Consider the following 20,312-nt stretch of genomic DNA (forward strand, 5'->3'; position numbering starts at 1 on the left):
CGCCTCAGGGCGAAAGGTGAGTGAGCCCAGGGCGAAGGTGAGTGAGCGCTGCCCAGAGCGTCAGGGCAACGATCGCGGCGCCCACGAGGACGACCCTCCGAGCGCGGGGGCTAAGCCGCCCGGCGAGGCGGGGCCGGGCTGGAAGCGCCGGCGCGGAGGCGACAAGGCCCTCGGCCCCGGGCTGGATCCCGTGGAGAGGCAGAGGACTCAGGCCCTGCTGCCGGACGATCTGGAAGAGCATCGAGCCGCGCGCCTGGGCCTTCGCGAGCCGCTCCAGCATCTCGCGGCGGCACTCGGGACAGTGGATCGGCCCATCCGCTTCCGTCACCTCGATGCCGAGCTCGCGCAGCTTCTCCTGCTCCCAGGCCTCCCTCGCTTGCGGGCCTTCCCGCAGATCCTCTTTCCGCTGGTCGGGGTGGTGATGCGGACTGTCCTTGGTGCTCATCGTTGCTCCTGGCTTCGTGCCGCACCACGCGGCTCCTACCAGGATCTATTCCACCCAGCCGACGGAAATTCTCACGTGGCGAGCTCGGGCCATCTCCCGCAGCCCGCCACGCGGCCCGGAGAGCCGGCGCGGCAACCGCCTGCGGCTCGCGCGGAGAACGCGTGTCCGGCCGGGCGACGAGCGGGCACATGGACGCGGCACCCGCAGAATCCAAGGAACAATCGACAATTCTGGAGAGATGGGTGGTGTGCGGGCCGCCGCAGCTCGACCACGGCCATCCCGACCGTGGTCGAGCTCGGGCTCGGTGGACGGGCCGGTCGACGGTGCTGTCCCGGGCCGTCACCGCTGGGACGGTACTAGCCCGCCGCGACCGCCAGCCGGCGCTTCGCCGGCTGCATCAGGTAGGCGTCGACCGCGTCCGCGGCCTTGCGGCCCTCGGCGATGGCCCAGACGACGAGGCTCTGGCCGCGCGCCATGTCGCCCGCGGCGAAGACGCCCTCCACGCTCGTGGGCCCTCCTCCTGGCGGGGTCTTCACGTTGCCGCGCGCGTCCATGGCGACGCCGAGCTGATCGAGCAGCCCCTCGCGCTCGGAGCCGACGAAGCCCATGGCGAGCAGGACCAGCTCGCACGGGATCTCGAGCTCGCTCCCCGGGACCGGCACGAACTTCCCGCCTTCCAGGCTCACGCGCACCGCCTTGAGGGCCCGAACACGGCCGTGCTCGTCGCCGAGGAACGCGGTCGTCGACACCGACCAGTCCCGCTCGCCGCCTTCCTCGTGCGAGGACGACGTGCGGAGGATGAGCGGCCAGGCGGGCCAGGGGTTCGTCAGGGACCGCTGCTCCGGCGGCCGGGGGAGGAGCTCGAGCTGCGTCACGTGCGCCGCCCGGTGGCGATGGCTCGTGCCGAGGCAGTCGGACCCCGTATCCCCGCCGCCGATGACGACCACGCGCTTGCCCGTCGCGAGGATCGCCTCGCTGTCGGGGATCACGTCGCCGGCCACCCGCTTGTTCTGCTGGGTCAGGAAATCCATGGCGAAGTGGATGCCCTTGAGCTCACGGCCCGGCACCGGCAGGTCGCGCGGCCGACGCGCCCCGCCGCAGAGCACGATCGCATCGTACCCCTGCCGGAGCGCGTCGCCGGTGATGTTGACGCCGCAGTGGACGCCCGTCCGGAACGTCACCCCCTCGGCCTGCATCTGCTCCATGCGCCGGTCGATGAGGTGCTTCTCCATCTTGAAGTCGGGGATGCCGTACCGGAGCAGGCCGCCGATGCGGTCGTCCCGCTCGAAGACCGTCACGTCGTGCCCCTTGCGCGCGAGCTGCTGCGCGGCCGCGAGGCCGGCAGGACCCGACCCGATCACTGCCACCTTCTTGCCCGTGCGCTTCTTCGCGACGAGCGGCGCGACCATGTTCCGCTCGAACGCCCGGTCGGCGATGCCGCGCTCGACGTTCTTGATCGTGACCGGCTTGTTCTCGATGTTCAGGACGCACGACGCCTCGCAGGGCGCCGGGCAGACGCGGCCGGTGAACTCGGGGAAGTTGTTCGTCGCGTGCAGCGCCGCGATCGCCTCGGGGAGGCGCTCGCGGTACATGTGGTCGTTCCAGTCCGGGATCAGGTTCCCGAGCGGGCAGCCGTCGTGACAGAACGGGATGCCGCAGTCCATGCACCGGGCGGCCTGATCCTTGAGCTCGGGATCGGGCACCGGGAGCTCGAACTCCTGCCAGTCGTTCAGACGTTCCGAGACGGGCCGCTTCTTGATGTCGACCCGCTGGATCTCGAGGAAGCCTCGTACCTTACCCATGGGCGGCCGACCTCTCTCCCGCGTTCGCGGAGCCCGCGTTGGCGGGGATGTAGCGTCCAGTGGACACGTAGGGGGTGGAGGGGGAGAGCAGCGACAGGAGCCCGTTGGACCCGTCCGCCCCGTTCGTCGCGGGCGCCGACGCGGCCTCGAGGGCGCGCCGGTACTCGCTCGGGACGACCTTCACGAACTTCGGCAGGACGTCCTGCCAGGCGGCGAGCAGCTCGCGCGCCTTCCGGCTGCCCGTGCGCCGCACGTGCTCCTCGAGCAGCGCCCGCACCGACTCGGCGTCGGCGGCGGTCATCGTCTCGAGCTGCACCATCTCCTTGTTGCAGCGCGCCTCGAAGAGCGCGTCCTCGTCGAAGACGTAGGCGAGGCCGCCGCTCATGCCGGCCCCGAAGTTGCGGCCGGTGGTGCCGAGGATGATCACGGTGCCGCCCGTCATGTACTCGCAGCCGTGGTCGCCCACGCCCTCGACGACGGTGGTGGCCCCGCTGTTCCTGACGGCGAAGCGCTCGCCGGCCCGGCCGTTGAAGAACGCCCGGCCGCCCGTCGCGCCGTAGAGCACCACGTTGCCGACGATCACCTGGTCGTCCGGCCGGAACGGCGCCTCGGGGGGCGGCCGCACCGCCACCACGCCGCCCGACAGGCCCTTGCCGACGTAGTCGTTCGCGTCGCCCACGAGCTCGAGCGTCATGCCGCGCGAGGCGAACGCGCCGAAGCTCTGGCCGGCGCTGCCGGTGCACTTCACCACGATGCTGTCCTCGGGCAGCCCGGCGCCGCCGTGGCGGCGCGCGATCTCGCCGCTCAGCATGGCGCCGAGGGTCCGATCGGAGTTCCGCACGCGGGTCTCGATGACGACCGGCGGGCCGCCCTCGATCGTGGCGCGGGCCCTCTCGATCAGCGTGAGGTCGAGCACCCGGTCGATCTTGTGATCCTGCGGCTCGACGCAGTGGTTCGGGCTCGTGAGCGCCTCCTTCGGGCGGTACAGCACCTCGGAGCAGTCGATCTTCCGCGCCTTCGCGTGGAGCCCGGCGCGCCGCTGCACGATGCAGTCGGAGCGCCCGACCATCTCGTTCAGGGTGCGGAAGCCCAGGCTCGCCATGATCTGCCGGAGCTCCTCCGCCACGTAGAAGAAGAAGTTGATGACGTGCTCCGGCGCGCCCGTGAACTTCTTGCGGAGCTCCGGGTCCTGCGTGGCGATGCCGACGGGGCAGGTGTTCAGGTGGCACTTGCGCATCATGATGCAGCCCGTCGCCACGAGCGGCGCCGTCGAGAAGCCGAACTCCTCGGCGCCGAGCAGGGCGGCGAACGCGACGTCGCGGCCGGTCATCAGCTTGCCGTCGGTCTGCACGATGGCGCGGCTCCGGAGCCCGTTCATGACGAGCACCTGGTGCGCCTCGGCCAGGCCGAGCTCCCACGGCACGCCCGCGTGGTGGATGGACGTGAGCGGGGAGGCGCCCGTGCCGCCCGAGTCGCCGCTGATCAGCACGACGTCGGCGTGCGCCTTCACCACGCCCGCGGCGATGGTGCCGACGCCCGCCTCGGCGACGAGCTTCACGCTGATGCGCGCCCTCGGGTTGATGTTCTTCAGGTCGAAGATGAGCTGCGCGAGGTCCTCGATCGAGTAGATGTCGTGGTGCGGCGGCGGCGAGATGAGCGTCACGCCGGGGGTCGAGTGGCGCACCTTCGCGATCACCGCGTCGACCTTGTGGCCGGGGAGCTGGCCGCCCTCGCCGGGCTTGGCCCCCTGCGCCATCTTGATCTGCAGCTCGTCGGCGTTGACGAGGTACTCGGCCGTGACGCCGAACCGCCCCGAGGCGACCTGCTTCACCGAGCTCCGCTTCGAGTCGCCGTTCTCGAGCGGGAGGAAGCGCCGCGGGTCCTCGCCGCCCTCGCCGGTGTTCGACCGCGCGCCGATGCGGTTCATCGCGACGGCGAGCGTCTCGTGCGCCTCCGCCGAGATGCTCCCGAAGGACATGGCGCCCGTGGCGAAGCGCTTCACGAGCGAGGCGGCGGGCTCCACCTCCTCGATCGGCACCGGCGGGCCCGCGGGCTTGAAGTCCCACAGCCCGCGGAGCGACATCGGGTGCTCTTGCTGTTCGTTGATGAGCGCGGCGTACTCGCTGTAGCTCTTGGCGTCCTTCAGGCGGACCGCCCGCTGGAGCGAGGAGATGGACTGCGGCGTCCAGAGGTGTCGCTCGCCGGTCACGCGGAAGTGGTGGTGACCGCCGACCCGGAGCGTCGGGCCCGCCCGTTCGCTGTACGCGTCGTGGTGGCGCGCGAGCGCCTCGTTCGCGATCTCCCGCAGCCCCACGCCGCGGATGCGCGACGCCGTGCCGGTGAAGTACGCGTCGATGACGACCTGATCGATGCCGATCGCCTCGAAGATCTGCGCGCCCTGGTAGCTGGAGAGCGCGCTGATCCCCATCTTCGACATGATCTTCAGGATGCCCTTCTTGAGCGCCTTCACGTACCGGGCGCTCGCCGCGGAGGGCGAGAGGTCGGCGCCGAGCGTCTTGTCGCGGCACATCGCCGCGATCGACTCGAACGCCATGTACGGGTTCACCGCGCCCGCGCCGTAGCCGATGAGCAGCGCCATGTGGCCGACCTCGCGCGCCTCGCCGGTCTCCACGATGATGCCGGCGCGCGTGCGGGTCCCCTCGTTGATGAGGTGGTGGTGCACGGCGCCCACCGCGAGCAGGCTCGGGATGGGGGCGAGCGTCTCGTCGATGCCGCGGTCGCTGAGGATGAGGATGCTCGCGCCGTCGGCGATCGCGCGGCTCGCGTCCTTGCAGAGCTTCGCGAGGGCGCTCCGCAGGTTGTCCTCCGGGTCGCCGTCGACCGGGAAGTACATCGGCAGCGTGGCCGCGCGGAAATCGGGGAAGACGTTCTTGCGCAGCTTGGACAGATCGTCCTGCGTGAGGATCGGGTGCGGCAGCTCGAGCATGCGGCACTGGCGCGGCGTCTCCTCGAGGAGGTTGCCCTCGCCGCCGACGCAGCTCACGAGCGACATCACGATCTCCTCGCGGAGCGGGTCGATCGGCGGGTTCGTGACCTGGGCGAACAGCTGCTTGAAGTAGCGGAAGAGCAGCTGCGGCTTCTCGGACAGGACGGCGAGCGGGATGTCGACGCCCATCGAGCCGACCGGCTCCTCCCCGAGGCTGGCCATGGCCGAGAGGATCATCTTGAGATCCTCCTCGGTGTAGCCGAAGGCCTGCTGCAGGGTCCGGAGCTCCGCGTGCGGGATGGTGTAGAGGCTCGGCACGTCCTCGAGGGCGCGCAGGTCGATCTTGTTCTCGGCGACCCACGCGGCGTACGGCTTCTGCGTCGCGACGCGGCGCTTGATCTCGTCGTCGCTGACGACGCGCCCCTCGGCCGTGTCGACGAGGAACATCTTGCCCGGCTGGAGCCGGCCCTTCTGGATGACGCGCGACGGCTCGATGTCGAGCACGCCGAACTCGCTCGCGAGCACGACGAGCCCGTCGCCCGTCACGACGTACTTCGCGGGGCGCAGGCCGTTGCGGTCGAGCGTCGCGCCGATGAGCTGTCCGTCCGTGAAGCACAGCGCCGCCGGGCCGTCCCAGGGCTCGATCAGGCAGCCGTGGTACTCGTAGAACGCCTTCTTCTCGGCCGACATGTCCGGGTCGTGCGCCCAGGCCTCGGGCACGAGCATCATCATCACGTGCGGCAAGGACCGGCCGCTCGCGAGCAGGAAGTCGACCACGTTGTCGAGCGCGGACGAGTCCGAGCCGCCGGGGCGGATGATCGGCTTGAAGTCCTCGATCGCGCTGGCGAAGACATCGCTCTTGAGCAGCGCCTCGCGCGCCGACATCCACGCGGTGTTGCCGCGCACGGTGTTGATCTCGCCGTTGTGCGCGATGACCCGGTAGGGGTGCGCGCGCTCCCAGGTGGGGAACGTGTTCGTGGAGAAGCGCGAGTGGACCATCGCGAGCCGCGACACCGCGCGGCGGTCGGACAGGTCGGGGTAGAACGCCGCGACCTGCTCCGCGAGCATCAGGCCCTTGTAGACGACCGTCCGCGACGAGCACGAGGTGATGTAGAAGTCGTCGGCGTGGGCGATGCGGCCGGCGCGCTTGCGGATCGCGTAGAGGACCTGCTCGAACGACTGCTTCGGCGCGACCCTGCCGATGAACAGCTGCCGGATCGCGGGGCGCGAGTCGCGCGCCACCGGGCCGATCGCCGCGTCGTCGATGGGGACGTCGCGCCAGCCGAGGACGCGCTGGCCGTGGTGCACGACCGCGGCCTCGAGGATCGCCTCGCACTGGCGGCGCCGAGACGGGCTCTGCGAGAAGAACGCCGTCGCCACCGCGTAGTCGCCGGGCGCCGGCAGCTCGATCCCCTGGGCCGCGAGGGACGCGGCGTACAGCTCGTGCGGGATCTGCAGGAGGACGCCCGCTCCGTCGCCGGTGCAGGGGTCGCAGCCCGCGGCGCCGCGGTGGGTTAGATTTTCAAGGATCTCGAGCGCTTGGCAGACGACCTCGTGCGTCGCTTCACGGCGGAGCGTGGCGACGAATCCGAGTCCGCATGCGTCGTGTTCGAAAGCCGGATCGTAAAGACCTTGTCGTTGGGGCAGAGGCATGGTGCAGACTTCACACGCGCGTAGCACATGTGGCACGAGGATTGGAGCCCTAGTTGATGCGATGCGCCAGCATCGGCGAAACAGGGCCGAAAAATTCGTCGAGCGCACCCCCTCTCCAGGGCCGGAGCCGGGGGGCGCGCCGCGCTCGGCAGTGGACGCCCGCCGTCGCTCGTGGTGTGGGTAGGGCCGGTCGGTCCGCTGGCGCGGCGCCGGCCGTGTGCCATCGACGATGAAGCTCTTCGCACTCAGTGATCTCCACGTCGGCTATGCGGAGAACCGGTGGGCGATCGCGCGCATGACGCCGCGGCCGGATGACTGGCTCATCCTCGCCGGCGACCTCGGGGAGACGGAGGAGCACCTGCTCTACGTGCTCGACACGCTGGGGCCGCGGTTCAAGCAGCTCGTGTGGGTCCCGGGCAACCACGAGCTCTACGCGCTGCCGCGGGAGCGCGGCGTGCCGCGCGGGCGGGACCGGTACGATCGGCTGGTCGCGCTCTGCCGGAGCCGCGGCGTGATCACGCCGGAGGATCCGTACGTGCTCTGGGAGGGCGAGGGCGGGCCGCACGTGCTGGCGCCCCTGTTCCTGCTCTACGACTACAGCTTCCGGCCCGCCGGCGTGCCCGAGGGCGGCGCGGTGGCGTGGGCGATGGAGAGCGGCGTCCTCTGCACGGACGAGGAGCTGCTCGACCCGAGCCCGTACGAGAGCCGGCCGGCGTGGTGCCGGGCCCGGCTCGCCGAGACGGAGGCGCGACTCGCGGCCATCCAGGAGCACCCTACCGTGCTCATCAACCACTTCCCGCTCCGCGAAGAGCTCGTGCGCCTCTGGCGTATCCCGCGCTTCTCGATCTGGTGCGGGACGCGGCGCACGCACGACTGGCACACGCGGTTTCGCGCGCGGGTGGTCGTGTCCGGCCACCTCCATATCCCCCGCACCGACTGGATCGATGGCGTCCGCTTCGAGGAGGTGTCGTTCGGCTACCCGCGGCAGCGGCCCGGCCACCGCACGGTCGACAGCTGCGTGCGAGAGATCTTGCCAGGGCCGGTCCGCTCGGCTTCGCTGGGAGCGTAGATGCTCGAGCTCGGTCCCGGTGTCGCCCACCTCTGGTACGTCTTCTCGGATGCGGTCCGCGACGAGGCATTGCTCGCGGCGTACCACCGGCTGCTCTCGCCGGACGAGGCGGAGCGGCAGGCGCGCTTCCTCTTCGCCGAGAACCGGCACGAGTACCTGCTCACCCGGGCGCTCGTGCGCGCCGTCCTCTCCAGGTACGCGAGGGTGGCGCCCGAGGCGTGGTCGTTCGTCCGCAACGAGTACGGCCGCCCGCAGATCGCCGGCCCGCCGGGCGTGCCGCCGCTCCGGTTCAACCTGTCCAACACGCGGGGTCTCATCGCCTGCCTCGTCGCGATGGATCGCGAGGTCGGCGTCGACGTCGAGGACACCGGGCGCGCGAGCAGCACGGTCGACATCGCGGATCGGTTCTTCTCGCCCGCCGAGGTGCGCGCGCTCCACGCGCAGCCGGAGGCGAGGCGGCGGACGCGCTTCTTCGAGTACTGGACGCTCAAAGAGTCCTACATCAAGGCGCGCGGGATGGGGCTCGCGATACCGCTCGACCACTTCTCGTTCCACCTGGACGACGGCCCCTCGATCGGGATCTCGTTCGATCCGCGGCTCGCGGACGACCGCGCCGCGTGGCAGTTCGCGCTCTACCGCCCCTCGGCGCAGCACATGATGGCCGCCGCGATCCGCCGGGGGATCGATCCTCCGCTGTCGATCGAGCTGAAGGAGACGGTGCCGCTGCGCGACGAGGGGTGAGCCGGGGCCTGCGGCCAGCGCGCGCGCCGCCTCAGTCGGGCCGCTCGATCCAGAGCTCGACGTTGCGCCACGCGGGATCGCCGCTCCCGTCGGAGCCGAACCCGGACGTGAAATCGACGATGGCCCGGCGGCGTCCCTCCTCGGCGACCGGGTCGCCGTCGACCGCGTAGTCGAGGGCGACCCCCCGGATGGCCACGAAGCCGTTGTCCTCGTCCCAGATCTCGAGGACGCGGAGCTGGCTGGGATAGTCCGCGAGCGCGGAGGTCTCGAGCTCCCAGTACGCGTGGCCGCCGGCCGGCTCGGCCCGGGTCACCCGGTGCTCGTGGGTGTGCCCGGCGAGGTGGAGGAGGACGTTGTCGTACTCGCCCACGAGCGCTCGCCACGCCTCCGCGCTGAGCGCCCCGGGCTGCGCGGCGGCGCCCGCCGGCGAGAAGGCGCCGTCCCCGAGCAGGCGCGAGCCGTGGTGGGAGGTGAGGATGACCCACTTGCGCTCGCTCTTCGCGCGATCGAGCGCCGGGCGGATGAACCGCTCGACGTCCTCCTCGAGGATCACGCCCGTCGGGCCGCCGGCCTCGGAGGCCGTGTCGAGCACGACGACGCGAACCGGCGTGTCCTCCACGTCGAACGTGTAGAACGCCTTCCCGTACGCGCGCTCGTCGGGCCCGATCCCGTGTCCATCGCCCGCCGCCGCGACCCGATCGAGCAGGGCAGGGCGGCGGAGGAGCGCTCGCCCCGGGTCGGGGACGACCTCGCCCGTGATCACCGGCGCGCCGGGGAGCGACCAGTCGCGCGTCCCGCCGTCCGAGAGGCTCCCGATCGCGAGCGCCTCGCGGTCGTCCACCGGGAAGCTCCCCTGGTGCAGGACATCGTGGTTGCCGGTCACCCAGCGCCACGGCACCGCGAGCCCCTCGGCGAAGAACGGATCTTTGGGATCGTTGTCCGGGCCCTGCACGGGGTCGTCGTCGGCGCCCGAGTCGCACTCGACGCGCTCGGCCCCGTCGAGGATGGCCATGAACCACGAGATCTCGTTCGTCTGCGCGCTGTCGGCGTTGTCGCCGCCGAGCAGGACGAAATCGATCGGCGTGCTCCTGTGGAGCGCGTTGATGGTCCGCACGGCGGCGTTGAGGATCCGGCACTCGTGCCCTTCCTGCGGGCGGAACGCCGAGGCGAACGGGCCGGGCGAGTCGAAGACCGCGAGCCGCGCGGGCGACTCGTCGTCGGCGAGCTGGGTGTCGGCGAGGTGGACGAAGCGGGTGAGCAGCCGCGGCGCCGGGCCGCGCGGCGGCGCGGGCGCGCCGTCGAGCGTCGCCGGCACGAGCGGCTGCCCGGGCGCGATCCCGAGCTCGCCGTAGCCCGCGGCGAGCAGCTCCTCGATCTCCTCCGGGACCGCGGGGTTCCTGGGCGGATCGAGCACCGCGGAGAGCGGCGTCAGGGTGCGCTCGGTCGAGAGCGGCGGCGCGCCGTCGAGCGGCGGCAGCGGCGTCGGCGCGTACAGCGGCGCGGCGGCGTCCTCCGGCGCGCAGGCCGCGAACGCGAGGAAGAGAAAAGACGCCGCGGCTCGCGCGCGTCGGGCGCGCCCGGGCAATGGGCGGAACGGGCGACCGCGCTCTGCCGTTCCGGGGCGCACTGCTCGTGTCTGGCTCATCGCTGCATCCATGACCATGTGCAAGCGCCGGATCAAGAAAAGTTCACCAATACGGTAGAGACGCTCCCGGGAGCCAGGTCATCCAGGAGAGTGGAGATTGTCATGAACTTGCGTGGTATGAGCCACAGTGAAGGGCGCGGCGTCGGCTGCTCCGGCCGGGGCGGCGTACGCCATGGCGGGCGGTTCGCGGCCTTCGCGGTGGTTGCTGCTACGATGCGGCGCGTCCGCGCGCCGGGCTCTTCTCGAGGTCAGCCATGGTCATTTTCCGATTCCTGGGCTGCGCGCTCGCGGCAACGATGCTGGCGAGCTGCAGCGAGCCCGATCCCATCATCGAGCGCCGTTACGGGGCCTACGAGGGGGACGCTTACCCGAACCGGCGCCCCGAGATCGTGATTCCCGAGGGGGGGATGGGGGTGGTGACCGATAGCCGCTCCGACACGATCTCCCTCATCGACCTGGAGACGGGGGAGCGGTTCGGCGTTCACCCGGTGGGCCGGGATCCGGTGACGATCGACGGGCCTCATCATGTCGCCGTGGACGAGGCGGGCGGCGCGCTCTACGTCGCGCTGTCCTATCCTGTGCTCTCCGGCGCGATCGGCCCCCACGCGAGCCACGGCGAGAGCGTGATGGCCGGCTATGTCCAGAAGCTCGCGCTCGACGACCTGCGCGTCCTCGGGCAGGTGCGCGTCGAGCCCAACCCGGGAGATATCGTGATCTCGGAGGATGGAAGTCGCGTGGTCGTCTCTCATTACGATCTCAAGCGTGTGTTCGACAACCCGGGGAACATCGAGGCGGCGCGCTCGACGCTCGCGGTGATCGAGCCCGACGCCGTGCGGCCCTCGGGCTCGGCCGCGCCGCGGTTCATCCCCGTCTGCATGGCCGCCCACGGCATCGTCCTCTCGCGCCCGGACGGCGCCCGCGCCTACGTCGCCTGTTATGGCGAGGACGTCTTGGCGATCGTCGATCTGACGGACCCGGACGCCGAGGTGAAGCGCATCCCCGTGGGCCCGAGCCCCTCCATCTTCCCCGCCCTCCCCAACTACGGGCCTTACGCCGCCGTCATGTCGCCCGATCAGAAGACCATCGCCGTGAGCAACGTCGAGAGCAGGGAGGTGCGCTTCTTCGATGTCGCGTCGGAGACGTTCGACGATTCCCGGAGGTTCCCCATGATCGGCGCGCCCTACTTCGTCGCGTGGACCCCCGACGGGAGCGGCGTCTACGTGCCGACGCAGGTGCCCGACACGATCGCGCTGGTCGGCGTGGGCCCGGGGAACGACGACGTCGTCTCCCGGGAGCTCGGCGGGGAGTGCTTCAGGCCGCACCTCGCGGAGCTCGACGAGGCGCACGGGCTCTTCGTCGTCTGCGAGGGGGATCAGACCACCACCCCGGGCAAGGTGCTCCGGCTCGATCCCGGGACGCTGGAGACGCTCAGCGAGGCCGAGGTGGGCCTCTATCCCGACGCGTTCGTGCGCGTCGCCGCGGGGGCGCGATGAGGGCGCGCGGCGGCGTGGTGGCGGCGCTCGCCTGCGCGGCGCTCCTGGGCGGCTGTCCGGGCGATCCGGAGATCCGGGTCGTCGACGCGACGGCCGCGGAGCACGGGGCCGCGCTGTTCCGCGACCCCTCGATCGCGGGGTCGCGCTTCAATCGATACGCTTGCTCGACGTGCCATGAGGCGAAGCCCGGGGAGGCAGGCGACGCGATCCTCCTCCCGGGCGCGCCGCTCGCCGGCGCCGTGGATCGTCCGTCTTACTGGGGGGGGCAGGAGGTCGATCTCCTCGGCGCGATCAACCATTGCCTCTACTTCTTCATGATGAAGGACGAGCCCTGGACCGCGGACGACGGCGACGCGCAGGCGATGTACGCCTACCTGGAGTCGCTGCCCGCCGACGGTGCCGCGGCCGAGCCCGCCCCGTTCACGCCGGTGTACGCGCTGCGCGAGCCGCCGCCCGGCAATGCGGGCCGGGGCGAGATCATCCATGAGCGCGCCTGCGCCTCCTGCCACGGGCGCGCCCGTTCGGGGCAGGGGCGGCTCGTCGACTGGGCACCCGTGCTGCCCGACGAGACGTTCGAGGACCACCCGCTCGGCGAGTACACGGAGGCCGAGCGCCGGCTCGTGTTCGTCGAGAAGGTCCGGCACGGCGGGTTCGTCGGTTACGGCGGGCAGATGCCGCCCTTCTCCATCGAGGTCCTCTCCGAGCAGGATCTCGGCGACCTGCTGACGTTCTACCACCAGCCGTGACGGCCGCCGGCGCGGCGGCCCGATGCCCGGGCTGGCCGGCGCGGGGAGCGGCAAATCCACCGCCGTCCGCACGGGCGGCAAGCTATCCGGAGGGTCCAGCACCGTCAAGCCGGACGCGGCCCGCGACGCCCGTGGCCGGCGGCTCCCCCCGCGCCGGCGCGCCTCGAGGGACGCGCGCCGGCGCGGACCGTCGTGCTGCAATGGATCCGTCCATCGCGTGCGGCGGGGGTCGTCCGCCGCATCGCGGCGGGGCTCGATCGCGCGCTCTCGGCGTGCGGTTCCCCATCGCGGCGGGCGTGCAGTTCGGGTAAGGCATCTCCGTGGCCAAGATTGGATTTGAGATCATCGGGACGGGGCACTACGCGCCCGGCGAACCTGTCAGCAACGACGACCTCGCGCGGGTTATCACGACCTCCGACGAGTGGATCTACCAGCGCTCCGGCATCCGCCAGCGGCATTACGCGCCGGATGGCGTCGGGGTGAGCGATCTCGCGTGCGAGGCGGCGAAGCGCGCGATCGAGTCGGCGGGCATCCCCGCGTCGGAGATCGATTACATCGTGTTCGCCACGATGACGCCGGACTACATCTTCCCCGGCTCCGGTGCGCTGCTCGGCGCGAAGCTCGGCATTCCCGGCGTCCCCGCGCTCGACGTGCGGCAGCAGTGCGCCGCCATGCTGTTCGGCCTCCAGATGATCGACGGGCTGGTCCAGACCGGCGCGGCCAGGACGATCCTGTTCGTGGGCGCGGAGGCGCACGCCGGCTTCATGCCCTGGGAGGACTGGGGCGCCCTCGATCCGAAGAACGGCCGCTCCGCCACGCCGGAGGCCCGCGCGCGCGCGGACCGCCACCGGAACCTCGCCGTCCTGTTCGGCGACGGCTCGGGGGCGCTCGTCCTCCGCGCGACCGATCGCGACGCGGGCCTCCGCGCCAACAAGATCTGCTCCGACGGGCGCTTCGCCGAGCTGCTCTACGTGCCCGGCGGCGGCTTCCGCGCGCGCCCCTACTGGAAGCCGACGTCATTCGAGGACGACGCCCATATCCCCCGCATGGACGGCCGCGAGCTCTTCAAGTTCGCGGTGACCAAGCTCCCGGCGACCGCGCGGGAGCTCTGCGCCGCGCAGGGCATCACGATCGACGACATCGACGTGTTCCTGGCGCACCAGGCGAACGGGCGGATCAACGAGCACATCCGCAAGGATCTCGGCGTGCCCGTCGAGAAGCTCCCGAGCAACATCGACCGGTTCGGCAACACGAGCGGCGCCACGGTGCCCATCCTGATCGACGAGGAGATGCGCGCGGGCCGGCTGAAGAAGGGGCAGCTCGCCATGGTGCTCGCGCTCGGGACCGGCGTTCACTGGGGCTGCGCGCTCTGGAGGCTCTGACGCGCTGAGCGGCGGTCTCCGGGGTCGGGGGGCGGGCCCCCCGGGGGGGCTCGCCGGAGGGGCCTTCGCGCAGGCGAGCCACAGGAGGGGCTCGCCGCGGAGGCCGAGCGTTTCATCCACCTCGCGCCGGCGTCGAGCTTCGGGCTCGTCACGCTGCGCTTCTGCCTCGCCAACCTGGGACTGGCGCCCCGCGCTGCCCCACCTCGGGCGCTTGCGCCGGCCCGGCGTCGTCGCGACCCGGCCGCGGCGACCGCCGCGTGACCGATGTGCACGGGTGTCGTCACGTTTCCCTCTCGGGCGCACGACCGCCGGTGTTTCACGTCATCAGCGCACGTCGTCAGCGCATGAAGCATGTCGGCCTGATGACCGGAACGCAAACTCTTCGCATTGACATAGACCTCTAATTAATGAATTTTTCATACTGAACTGAGGTGGGTGTGATCGGAGACTACGGACCGTCGAGCCTGAGAGACACGCCGACCCAGCTCGGGGTCGGCCGATATCGTCCCATCGCGAAGCTGGGCCGGGGCGGAATGGCGGACGTCTTTCTCGCGATGGCGCACGGGCCCGCGTCGGTGAACAAGCTGGTCGTCGTGAAGCGGCTTCGCAGCTTCGCGGACGAGGAAGAGCGCCAGGTCCTCATGTTCATGGATGAGGCCAAGCTCTCGGCCCGCATGAATCACCCGAACGTCGTCCAGACCTACGAGGTCGGCGGCGATCAGGACGGCTACTTCATCGTGATGGAGTACCTGGAAGGCCAGCCGCTGAAGCGCGTGATGAGGGCGGCGGCCGATCTGGCGCCCGGCATGGCAGGGTTCAGCCGCGGCGCCTGGATCCGGATCATCGCCGAGGTGCTGCGCGGGCTGCACTACGCGCACGAGCTCTGCGATTTCGATGGCCGGCCGCTCGGCATCGTGCATCGCGACGTCTCGCCGCACAACATCTTCGTCACGTACGACGGCGCGGTGAAGCTCGTCGATTTCGGGATCGCGAAGGCGTCGGTCAACTCCTCCCAAACGGAGAGCGGGACCTTCAAGGGTAAGCTGACCTACATGGCACCCGAGCAGGTCACGGCGGGCAGGACGGCGGATCGCCGGGCGGACATCTTCGCCGTGGGGATCGTGCTCTGGGAGCTCCTCGCGGGGCGGCGGCTGTTCGAGGGCGATCAGATCAGCGTGATGCACCAGCTCGTGCTGGGGAAGATCCCGCGGCTCGCGAGCGTCGTCCCGGGGATCCCGATCGCGCTCGACCAGATCGCCGCGAAGGCCCTCGAGCGCGAGCCGGCGAGGCGCTTCTCGACGGCGCAGGAGATGTGCGATGTGCTCGAGAGCTACCTGCAATGGTCAGGCGAGGACGTGCGCGGCGAGCACCTCGGCGCCTGCATGCGGGGGCTCTTCGCGGAGAGCAGGGCGAGCATACGCCAGCAGATCAAGGCCCAGATCGAGCGGATCGCGGGCCCTTCGGGCCTGCACGAGGCGGCCGGTCCGTCGTCCGGTCCGGTGACGATGAGCGGCTACGGCATCGCCCTGGCCACGCCGGGCTCTGCCTCGGGGCACGGGCTCCCCTACGTGGGCGAGCCCAGCCAGCCCAGCCATGCGGGCCTGCCCAGCTCGAGCCTGCCCAGCCCGAGCCTGTCCAGCCCGAGCCGGCCCAGCTCGAGCCTGTCCAGCCCGAGCCGGCCCAGCCACACCGGCGCTGGTAGGTCCGGCGTCGGCAGGCCGAGGCCTCCCGTGAGCGATTCCGTGAGCCTGCGCGCGGCGACGGTGCCCGCGCCCACGTCGAAGCGCGGGTACCTGGTCGGCGCGTCGGGCGTGGTCGCGCTGGTCGTGCTGGTGGGGGGCGGCATGCACCTCGTGAGCAAGCGCGCGCCCGCGGCGGCCGAGCCGGCCCCGATCGTCATCGCCGCCGCCTCGCCCCGGAAAGCGCCCGAGCGGGGCGACGAGACGCCGCCGCAGGAAGCGCCCAGGGTGAGCGTGACGATCGCGAGCGACCCGCCGGACGCGACCGTGAGCTGGAAGGGAAAGGCGCTCGGTACGACCCCGCTCACGACCGAGCTGCCCGTGGGCACGCAGGTGGTGGTCGTGTCCCGGTCCGGCTCCTTCGACGAGACGCTCATGCTGACGCTCTCGGCGGCGGAGCCGGTCGAGCGCTCCGTCAAGCTCCGGCCCATGAACTATGCGGCCGAGCCCAGCCGGGCGGTGGCCAGCCCGACCACCCCCTGATCGCCGGCCGGAGGCCCCCTGTCTGCGCCGGAGGCCCCTCGTCTGTTCGCCGGAGGCCCCCTGTCTGCGCCGAGGGGAGGTCGGGCTCCTGATCACTGCCCGGTGCGGACCTGCGAGATCACCGTGGTGACCCCTTCGGCTTCCATGGCCTCGTTCACCGCCTCGGTCGCTTCCTTGATGTCGGCGACGTTGCCCCGGAGCGTGACCACCCCGTCGCGCACCGTGACGCTCAGCTTCTTCACCCGCTCGTTGTCGCTGTCCGCGAGCTTGCCGCTCACCGCGTTGCGGAGCGCCTCATCGGGCGGGCGCCGGCCCGCCTTCGGGGCCTCCTTGGTCGCGACGACGGACCCGTCGCGGTTGAAGCCGACCTGGTAGTCGTTCTCCTGGGCCGCCTTGGTCCAGGCCTCGCGCTGGCTCGACACGGCTTCGCCTGACTGCCCCTTGTCCCGCTCGCCCTGCGTGCCTCTCTGCTGCGCGCCCCTGTCCTGCTGCGCGCCCTGATCCCTCGGCGCGGGCGGCGCGGCGTGCTCGCGCGCTCGCTCGCCCTGGTCGTCGCGCGCTCTGTCGCCCTGATCCTGGAGCGCGCCCGTCTGCTCGCCGACCCGGTTCATCTGCTCGCCGGCCTCGCGGCCCACCTGGCGCCCTCGCTCGGCGAGCTCCTCGGCCTGCTGACCTACCCGGTTGGCCTGCTCGCGCGCCTGCTGGCCGAGCTCCTGCCCCTCCCGCGCGAGCTCCTTGGCCTCCTCGCGCACCTCAGCGGCCTGCTCGCGCGTCTGCTGGCCGGCAGGCGGGCCCTGGCCTTCGGGCGCTGCGCCCCTGTCATCGGTCCGGGCCCCCTGCTCGCGGACGGTTCCTTCCGCTCTCTCGCTCTCGCTCCTGCAAGCCGTGCCGGCCAGCGCGAGCGCAAGGACCGCTGGGCCGGAGAACCAGCGGATTCTGCTCATCGTGCAGCGATAGCTCATGGTGCGTTTCTCCGGCCGCACACCCAGGCAGACGTCGTGCCATGAAACGGAATCGCCTCCCGGCGCGCTCCGCCACCCGGCCGGGAGCGTGGAGCGCAGGAACAACCGCCCGGGGGGCGTGTCGGGACGGCCATGGAAAGCCCCACCCTGGCGGCCACGCGGCGTCGACCCTGGACGCCGGACGAGCGATCGGGAAAGGACCGTCGTAGTCTCGGGGGCGTGAGCGCGGCGCCGCCGGATCCTGTCCTCCGTGGGCTGTGCGCCGCGCCCGATCTCCTGTCGCACCGGCCCGGGCTCCGCGTCGATGCGCGCGCGGTCAAGGAGTCGCTGGCGTTCGCGTTCGCGAGCGGCGCGCCCGCGGGAGCCTTCGACCGGCACATCGAATCGGCGTCGCTGCCCGCGTCGAGCTGGGACCCTTCGCGCTTCGCGCAGCACGTCTTCTTGCCGGAGCTCATCGCGGGCTGCATGCGCTTCACGATCGACGGGCGCACCCACACCCCGAGCCCGGCGCTGCTCGGCCGCGCCCTCTCGCAGCCGCCGAGCGACCGCGACGCCGTGGAGCTCCGGCGCGACATCTTCCGGGAGCTCGTCGGCTCCGAGGCGCTGCGCCGCGACCTCGCGCGCGCCTACGCGGCCATCCGCGGGTGGATGGATCAGCTCGAGACGGTCTCCATCTCCCGGCGGGAGGGCAGCCGGCGGCGGCTGGACATCCTCGTCGCCGCGAAGGGGGCGTTCGACGCGCTCGCCGGCGGGTTCGCGGGGGCTCGGTCGGGCCTCTCGCGGCTCTCCGCGTTCGGCGCGGCCGTGCGCGGGTCCGAGGCGTACCGCCGCCTCGCGGACCTGCTCGCGTACGACGAGGAGCTCGCGACGCTGGATCTCCGGATCCGCGTCGGCTCCGACGGCCACGTCCGCGATCTCCGCGCCCTGTCGATCCGCGAGAACGACGGGAACCGCTTCTACCGGTCGCCGCTCGGGCGCGTCGTCACGCGGCTCGTGATGCTGTGGAGGGGATACCGGTTCAGCGAGGACGAGCTCCTCGCCCGCCACGTCAACGGCGTGCTCGAGGGCCTCGAGGACGAGCTCGTCGCGCTCGTCCAGCTGCTCGGCGACCTCGAGTTCTACCTCGCCGGCCTCGCGCTGCGCGACCGCGCGCGCGCGGCGGGGCTCTCCGTCTGCCTGCCCGAGCTCGCCTGGCCAAGCGGCCCCGAGCTCGCCTGGCCAAGCGGCCCCGAGCTCGCCTGGCCAAGCGGCCCCGAGCTCGTAGGGCCAAGCGGCCCGCGCGACGGGCGCCCAGGGCGCGAGCTCAGGGCGCTGTTCAACCCGCTCCTGCTCGCGGGCCCGGCGACCATCGTCCCGTGCGACATCACGGCCGATCGTCACGACGCGACCGTCATCGTGACCGGGCCCAACTCGGGGGGGAAGACGCGCCTCCTCGAGGCGCTCTCGCTCGCCCAGATGCTGGGGCAGGCAGGCTTCTTCGTGCCGGCGGCGGAGGCCCGCCTGTCCCCGTGTCACGGGCTCTTCGTGTCGCTGATCGAGCAGGCGCAGGCCGATCAGAGCGAGGGCCGCCTCGGCACGGAGCTCATGCGCATCCGCGCGCTGTTCGAGGCGATGCAGGTCGGCGACATGGTGGTGCTCGACGAGCTCTGCTCCGGCACGAACCCGTCCGAAGGGGAGGAGATCTTCCAGCTCGTGATCTCGCTCCTCGCGGAGCTCCGCCCCCAGGCCTTCATCACGACGCATTTCCTGGAGCTCGCGGCGCGCCTCGAGCGAGAGCGGCCGGTGGACCGGCTCGTGTTCCTGCAGGTCGAGCTCGACGCGCAGCAGTGGCCGACCTACCAGTTCGTGCCCGGCGTCGCCCGGAGCTCGCTCGCCCAGCGGACCGCGGCGCGGCTCGGGGTCACGCGCGAGGAGCTCGTCGCGCTCGTCGAGCGCAGCAAGCGCGCGCACCGCCGCCGCGCGGTGGATCCCGACTGAGCCGCGCCCGCAGGAGGAGGGGGGCTCGGGGGGCTCACCTCCGGGGCTTGCGTTCCGGCGAGCCCCTTTCGTGGCTCGCCTCCACTCCAGCCCCTCCGGTGAGCCCCCCGAGCCCCCCTCCTCCTGCGGGCGCGGCGGCCTCGCTCTGGCCGGGAAGATCTGGGCGGCCTCGCTCTGGCCGGAAAAATCTGGTTGGATGCGCCGCCATGGACTACCGACCTCTTGGAAGAACGGGCCTCCGCGTCTCCACCGTCAGCTTCGGGGCCTGGGCCATCGGGGGGACGTGGGGCGACGTCGACGATCAGGAGTCGCTCGCCGCGCTGCACCGCGCCGTCGACCGCGGCGTGAACTTCTTCGACACCGCGGACGTGTACGGCGACGGCCGGAGCGAGCGGCTGCTCGCGCGCCTCCGGCGGGAGCGGCGCGAGCCGCTCATCATCGCGACGAAGGCGGGCAGGCGGCTCAACCCCCACACCGCGGCCGGCTACAACGAGGAGAACCTCACGGCCTTCGTCGAGCGCAGCCTGAAGAACCTCGAGACGGAGGCGATCGACCTCCTCCAGCTGCACTGCCCGCCGACGGACGTCTACTACCGGCCCGAGGTGTTCGACGCCCTCGATCGGCTCGTAAAGGCGGGCAAGATCCGGTTTTATGGCGTCAGCGTCGAGCGGGTGGAAGAGGCGCTCAAGGCCATCGAGTACCCCGGCGTGCAGTCGGTGCAGATCATCTACAACGTGCTCCGGCAGCGCCCGGCCGAGCTCTTCTTCCCCGAGGCGAAGCGCCGGCAGGTCGGGATCCTGACGCGGCTCCCGCTCTCGTCGGGGCTGCTCACCGGGAAGATGAGCGCCTCGACCCGGTTCGCCGCCGACGATCACCGGAGCTTCAACCGCGAGGGCGCCGCGTTCGACAGGGGCGAGACGTTCTCGGGCGTCGACTACGGGCTGGGCCTCGAGGTCGTCGACGAGCTCCGCCCGCTCGCGCCCGCCGGCGTGAGCATGGCCGCGTGGACGATGCGCTGGATCCTCATGGAGGACGCGGTGACGTGCGTCATCCCCGGCGCGAAGCGGCCCGCTCAGGTGGAAGAGAACGTCGGCGCCGCGGATCTGCCCGCCCTGCCGCCGGAGACCATGGCGAAGATCCGCGCGATCTACGACCGGCGGCTCCGGGCGGCGGTCCACCAGCGCTGGTGAGACCCAGGCGAGCGGCATGCCGGCGACCTCGCCGGTGT

The 20,312-nt window shown here is 71.6% G+C and carries 13 protein-coding genes; 8 read left to right on the forward strand and 5 right to left on the reverse strand.

Translation table 11 applies throughout. From position 1 onward, the window contains the following. Positions 1–4: 4 nt before the first annotated feature. From WMF31_RS13510 to gltB, 3 genes are all read right to left on the reverse strand, one after another. Positions 5–445: a hypothetical protein gene (locus tag WMF31_RS13510; protein WP_436602327.1), complete on the reverse strand. Its 441-nt coding sequence runs from the start codon at positions 443–445 to the stop codon at positions 5–7. Positions 446–801: 356 nt separating this feature from the next. Next, positions 802–2,247, reverse strand: a complete 1,446-nt coding sequence (locus WMF31_RS13515; protein WP_436602328.1) for a glutamate synthase subunit beta — start codon at positions 2,245–2,247, stop codon at positions 802–804. Then, entirely contained in the window at positions 2,240–6,847 is a 4,608-nt protein-coding gene (gene gltB, locus WMF31_RS13520) for a glutamate synthase large subunit (RefSeq protein WP_436602329.1), read from the reverse strand. The genes WMF31_RS13515 and gltB overlap by 8 nt, the downstream gene beginning before the upstream one ends. Before the next feature lie 229 nt (positions 6,848–7,076). On the opposite strand from gltB, the gene WMF31_RS13525 reads away from it, so the two are divergent. Together WMF31_RS13525 and WMF31_RS13530 are read left to right on the forward strand one after the other, a co-directional pair. Beyond that, the gene (locus WMF31_RS13525) at positions 7,077–7,916 is read left to right on the forward strand and encodes a metallophosphoesterase family protein (protein WP_436602330.1); all 840 of its coding nucleotides are present in this window, start codon (positions 7,077–7,079) and stop codon (positions 7,914–7,916) included. After that, on the forward strand, positions 7,917–8,657 hold the full coding sequence (locus WMF31_RS13530; RefSeq protein WP_436602331.1) for a 4'-phosphopantetheinyl transferase family protein: 741 nt from the start codon (positions 7,917–7,919) through the stop codon (positions 8,655–8,657). Between the two features lie 31 nt (positions 8,658–8,688). On the opposite strand, the gene WMF31_RS13535 is transcribed toward WMF31_RS13530, so the two are convergent. After that, the gene (locus WMF31_RS13535) at positions 8,689–10,302 is read right to left on the reverse strand and encodes a metallophosphoesterase (RefSeq protein WP_436602332.1); all 1,614 of its coding nucleotides are present in this window, start codon (positions 10,300–10,302) and stop codon (positions 8,689–8,691) included. Positions 10,303–10,556: 254 nt separating this feature from the next. Between WMF31_RS13535 and WMF31_RS13540 the strand changes: the two genes are divergently transcribed. The 4 genes from WMF31_RS13540 to WMF31_RS13555 all read left to right on the forward strand — a co-directional run bounded on the left by WMF31_RS13540 (position 10,557) and on the right by WMF31_RS13555 (position 16,145). Then, the gene (locus WMF31_RS13540; RefSeq protein ID WP_436602333.1) at positions 10,557–11,795 is read left to right on the forward strand and encodes a YncE family protein; all 1,239 of its coding nucleotides are present in this window, start codon (positions 10,557–10,559) and stop codon (positions 11,793–11,795) included. Next, the gene (locus WMF31_RS13545; protein WP_436602334.1) at positions 11,792–12,541 is read left to right on the forward strand and encodes a c-type cytochrome; all 750 of its coding nucleotides are present in this window, start codon (positions 11,792–11,794) and stop codon (positions 12,539–12,541) included. Before WMF31_RS13540 ends, WMF31_RS13545 begins: the two co-directional genes overlap by 4 nt. Positions 12,542–12,861: 320 nt before the next feature. Further along, positions 12,862–13,923, forward strand: coding sequence for a 3-oxoacyl-ACP synthase III family protein (locus WMF31_RS13550; protein ID WP_436602335.1), 1,062 nt, complete (start codon positions 12,862–12,864; stop codon positions 13,921–13,923). Positions 13,924–14,456: 533 nt separating this feature from the next. Beyond that, positions 14,457–16,145, forward strand: a complete 1,689-nt coding sequence (locus tag WMF31_RS13555) for a protein kinase domain-containing protein (protein ID WP_436602336.1) — start codon at positions 14,457–14,459, stop codon at positions 16,143–16,145. A 92-nt stretch (positions 16,146–16,237) separates the two neighbouring features. Here WMF31_RS13555 and WMF31_RS13560 read toward each other — a convergent pair whose 3' ends face one another. Then, positions 16,238–17,089 carry a BON domain-containing protein gene (locus WMF31_RS13560; protein ID WP_436602337.1) on the reverse strand — a complete coding sequence of 284 codons (852 nt, stop codon included), beginning with the start codon at positions 17,087–17,089 and terminating at the stop codon, positions 16,238–16,240. Between the two features lie 237 nt (positions 17,090–17,326). Between WMF31_RS13560 and WMF31_RS13565 the strand changes: the two genes are divergently transcribed. Together WMF31_RS13565 and WMF31_RS13570 are read left to right on the forward strand one after the other, a co-directional pair. Continuing rightward, entirely contained in the window at positions 17,327–19,084 is a 1,758-nt protein-coding gene (locus tag WMF31_RS13565; protein WP_436602338.1) for a MutS-related protein, read from the forward strand. 206 nt (positions 19,085–19,290) lie between these two features. Further along, on the forward strand, positions 19,291–20,274 hold the full coding sequence (locus WMF31_RS13570; protein ID WP_436602339.1) for an aldo/keto reductase: 984 nt from the start codon (positions 19,291–19,293) through the stop codon (positions 20,272–20,274). Positions 20,275–20,312: the final 38 nt, after the last annotated feature.

The organism is Sorangium sp. So ce1036 (assembly GCF_051369805.1).
GTDB lineage: Bacteria > Myxococcota_A > Polyangia > Polyangiales > Polyangiaceae > Sorangium > Sorangium cellulosum_F.

What these genes read in the sequence shown, in the direction of transcription:
- WMF31_RS13545 (WP_436602334.1), top strand. Translation starts at nt 11,792, where the DNA reads ATGAGGGCGCGCGGCGGCGTGGTGGCGGCGCTCGCCTGCGCGGCGCTC.
- WMF31_RS13560 (WP_436602337.1), bottom strand. Translation starts at nt 17,089, where the DNA reads ATGAGCAGAATCCGCTGGTTCTCCGGCCCAGCGGTCCTTGCGCTCGCG.
- WMF31_RS13555 (WP_436602336.1), top strand. Translation starts at nt 14,457, where the DNA reads ATGGCGGACGTCTTTCTCGCGATGGCGCACGGGCCCGCGTCGGTGAAC.
- WMF31_RS13540 (WP_436602333.1), top strand. Translation starts at nt 10,557, where the DNA reads ATGGTCATTTTCCGATTCCTGGGCTGCGCGCTCGCGGCAACGATGCTG.
- WMF31_RS13510 (WP_436602327.1), bottom strand. Translation starts at nt 445, where the DNA reads ATGAGCACCAAGGACAGTCCGCATCACCACCCCGACCAGCGGAAAGAG.
- gltB (WP_436602329.1), bottom strand. Translation starts at nt 6,847, where the DNA reads ATGCCTCTGCCCCAACGACAAGGTCTTTACGATCCGGCTTTCGAACAC.
- WMF31_RS13515 (WP_436602328.1), bottom strand. Translation starts at nt 2,247, where the DNA reads ATGGGTAAGGTACGAGGCTTCCTCGAGATCCAGCGGGTCGACATCAAG.
- WMF31_RS13530 (WP_436602331.1), top strand. Translation starts at nt 7,917, where the DNA reads ATGCTCGAGCTCGGTCCCGGTGTCGCCCACCTCTGGTACGTCTTCTCG.
- WMF31_RS13570 (WP_436602339.1), top strand. Translation starts at nt 19,291, where the DNA reads ATGGACTACCGACCTCTTGGAAGAACGGGCCTCCGCGTCTCCACCGTC.
- WMF31_RS13535 (WP_436602332.1), bottom strand. Translation starts at nt 10,302, where the DNA reads ATGAGCCAGACACGAGCAGTGCGCCCCGGAACGGCAGAGCGCGGTCGC.
- WMF31_RS13525 (WP_436602330.1), top strand. Translation starts at nt 7,077, where the DNA reads ATGAAGCTCTTCGCACTCAGTGATCTCCACGTCGGCTATGCGGAGAAC.